Consider the following 3188-nt stretch of genomic DNA (forward strand, 5'->3'; position numbering starts at 1 on the left):
ACCGGCAGGGGCGGAGGCAAGGAAATTGCCCCCGCCCCGTGGGCCGGCGAGGCCACTCGGCATCGGAACCCATTCAAGGGACTGCGTGGCCCGTCGTCGGGGACCGTTCGGCCCATGCCAGGAGCGGCGCGGGTCCATAGGATGCTTCGCATCCTATGCCCAGTGATCGGCTTCGCCGATCACCTGACGGCGTTTCACGCCGTCCCCGGGCTCCGCTTCGCGGAGCCTGACACTCGCTTCGCGAGTGCCGGCGGGTGGTGCTGGGGCCGTTTCACGGCCTCTGAACTGGGGTTTTGCCGCTTCGCGGCCAAACCTAGCCGCTGCGCGGCTTGGCTGGCTATGAGGGTGGGGGACGAGCTGGTTGATTCCGTTTCCACTCGAACGTGGTATCGATTCAACCCCTTCACTCGTTTCCCTTTTCTTTTGTGTGCCCAACATACAGCATCCGGCTTTCTTTATCAAGGGTGGTGGTCGCCTCTTTATTGAATTACCTTAACCGTTTTACCGTGTTGCACGAAACCTCTTTTATTTTGGCGGCCGTAGGCCGTATTCCTATTACCCCGTAGGGGTGGACCCCAGGCGCGAAGCGCCTTTAAGGGGGTCCGCCGCGCTAGCGGCTGCCCGATAGGGCAGGGTCTTTCCCGCCCCATGGCCGTAGGCCATTCAAGGGGGCGGGTTTCACCTATGGGCCCGCGAAGCGGGGTCACGTCCGCCCGTGGCCGAAGGCCACTTCAGGGGCGGACCAGCCCGAAGGGCTGTCGATTGCCCCGCCCATACTGGGGCATGCCAAAGGGCGACGAGTAACTCGTCGCCCTTTGGTTCTCTACCTAATCTTTACTCTTGCTGTCCGTCTCACCATCCCCACCACGAACGAATTTCTTCGGGGCTTTCAACCATATAGCTACTCTGGACCATTTCCTCGAATGAGGTTCCCGGCTTTTCGAGGCAGGCAATCGCCGCGTTAACCACGAGATTGATTGCGTCAGATTCCGGCTCTCCGAGGTCGAGATACCCGTTCACGATGTCGGCGCCCTCATTTACGGCGTCGTGAACCTGCATCTCTGTATAGGTAGGCAGGGCCTTGACTCCGGCGGCCGTTGCCTCAAGGAAGGCAATCAGTGCCGTACGGTGCCTTTCGAGGGCTGCAAGTTGCCCGTACGTGCTGTCCGGGGAGTTGAGGTACTCCTCGACGGCCTCGGCCATTTCTGTGAGGGATGCGTCCGGGCTGGCGACGTATCCGAGCATTCCCTCGGCATTGACCGTCCAGACCTCGGCGCCGGCTAGGTCGATGTCGCGCCGGTGGAGGAGGTCGCCGCATTCGTGGCACTTGAACAGGCCGTCCGGCTGAATACGGAACTGGGTCAGTCCGCCGCACTGCTGGCAGTTAATCGGGGTCACGGAAGGTGCCTTTCGTCGTGTGCTTCCGGGGCGTTGCCCAGGAGGCCGCACGGCTCGGCGTGTGCTTTTTGGCCCGGTGCGCGCCGAAGGCGCAGGGCCGAAAACCCTTTTGCCGGTGCGCGCCGAAGGCGCAGGCAAAAGGGCGGTCCGCGAAGTGGACCGAATTGCCGGTGAACGCGCCGAAGGCGCCCGGCAATTCGCCCGGAGGGCCCGCCAGGGCCCGCAGGGCGGTGCGCGGCGTGCCGTGTGGCACCCTGGGCCACGCCCCGGAAGAAATGGCCCGTAGGGCCCCTCCAATGCCTTCGCTGCGCCTCGCTGTGCCCGGCGCGGGCAGGAAACACAAAAGCCCCCTACCGATTCCGGTAGGGGGCTCTCGTGGGTTGTGGGGTTACGCTGCGCCTGATCGTGCTCCGGAGTTTTGTGCCCAGTCCAGGACATCGTGGGCGCGGGCATTCCCTTCGGCCGGTCGGCCGGTCAGAGTTCCGAGCGTGTCGAATAGCGCAAGGAGTGTGGGAGCGAACTCGCGGGCCGTCTCCGAGTCCTCGTCGCGCAGGGTTCGCCATGCGCCGTGCGCATTGCGGACGACCTTAATGCTGTCCGCGAGGGCGGGTGTGCCGGCTGCGAGTAGTCGCTCCCCCGCCTCGATGAGGAGCTCGGTGGTCTCGGCCCATTCGGTGGTGTGGCGCAGGGTGAGCCACGCTCGGATGCTGAGGGCGTGGAGTGTGTAGCGGTGTTGCGGCCCGTACTGCTGGCTTAGCTCACTTTCTAGGCGGTCCGCGGTGATGATGGCCTCGACCAGGGCGCCGCTCGTTTCTTGCGCGACGAGGGTCTCCCACAGCGGCCGGTGCGGCCCAGGAATCCACGCGCCCACGGGGCCGGGGGTTGGGGGTGTGCTTGGCTGCTCCCGATCAGAATCCTGCGGGCTCGGCGCGGGAGCAGTGACATCGGGCGCCTTGGGCGCTCTACTGTGCTCGGCTGGCGCCGTGGGGTGAGGTCCGCTGACTGTGGTCACGGCCCCGTCCACCCCCACGATGAGAGGCCACGCCGTCCCGTCCGCTTCTTTGGCGAGGACTCGGACAGGACGGCCGTGGTAGGCCGCCTTGATCCTGATCTCGGCGAGGGCCGCGACGCGCGCCTCGGCGGATGTTAGCCCGGGGGCAGTGATCTCCTCGCCATCAACCGAGGCTGCGCCGTGGGCACTGACGGTGATGGTGAAGATCGGGGTCGGGGGAACCTGATCGGGGTTCATGGTCATCGTTCTACTTTCTCCGCCTTATCCACCCTTGGGGAAATAGGGCGGTGCCCATCCTAGATAGGTGGCGCCCCAGCGTGTTTCAATTTCAGTTGCCGGTACGATGTCAATATATCCCGGGCGCCGAATATCGTTGCTCGCAATTTTTCCATCTCCGAGATAGACGGCCACATGTCCAGCTCTTTTTCCGGTGTCCCAGTACATCAAAGCACCCGGCGGAGGATTCCTGTCCCTGTCGTGTCTCATGCTCGCGGGCATTTCTCGGTAATGGTCTATCGCGAAATTAACGCCCGAGTAGCCCCATCCGTGGACCCTCGCAGCGAACGCCAAACACGCTTGGAACCACATGTTTCCACCTTCGCGGGCCTCGGTCTCCGCCCACCGGATGGCGTCGGCAACTGACCTAGTGCTGCGCGTTGCAGGTCCTTTTCCGGTTGGGCGGGTTGGGTGCGGTCACGCCTCGTGGTCGGCGAGGTGGACGATGGCGGCGGTGTCGAAGGCGTCGTTGGGGTGGCCGATGTCGGTGCCGGTGTGCAGG

At 64.4% G+C, this 3188-nt stretch carries 2 protein-coding genes; both read right to left on the minus strand.

The window, feature by feature from the left end:
* Positions 1–852: 852 nt before the first annotated feature.
* A complete protein-coding gene (locus tag OTB19_RS42345) occupies positions 853–1398 on the minus strand; it encodes a hypothetical protein (RefSeq protein WP_267804185.1) in 546 nt (181 codons plus the stop codon).
* A gap of 388 nt (positions 1399–1786) precedes the next feature.
* Positions 1787–2653, minus strand: a complete 867-nt coding sequence (locus tag OTB19_RS42350; protein ID WP_267804186.1) for a hypothetical protein — start codon at positions 2651–2653, stop codon at positions 1787–1789.
* Positions 2654–3188: the final 535 nt, after the last annotated feature.

It is taken from the genome of Streptomyces sp. H27-H5, from assembly GCF_026627505.1.
Taxonomy (GTDB): Bacteria; Actinomycetota; Actinomycetes; order Streptomycetales; family Streptomycetaceae; genus Streptomyces.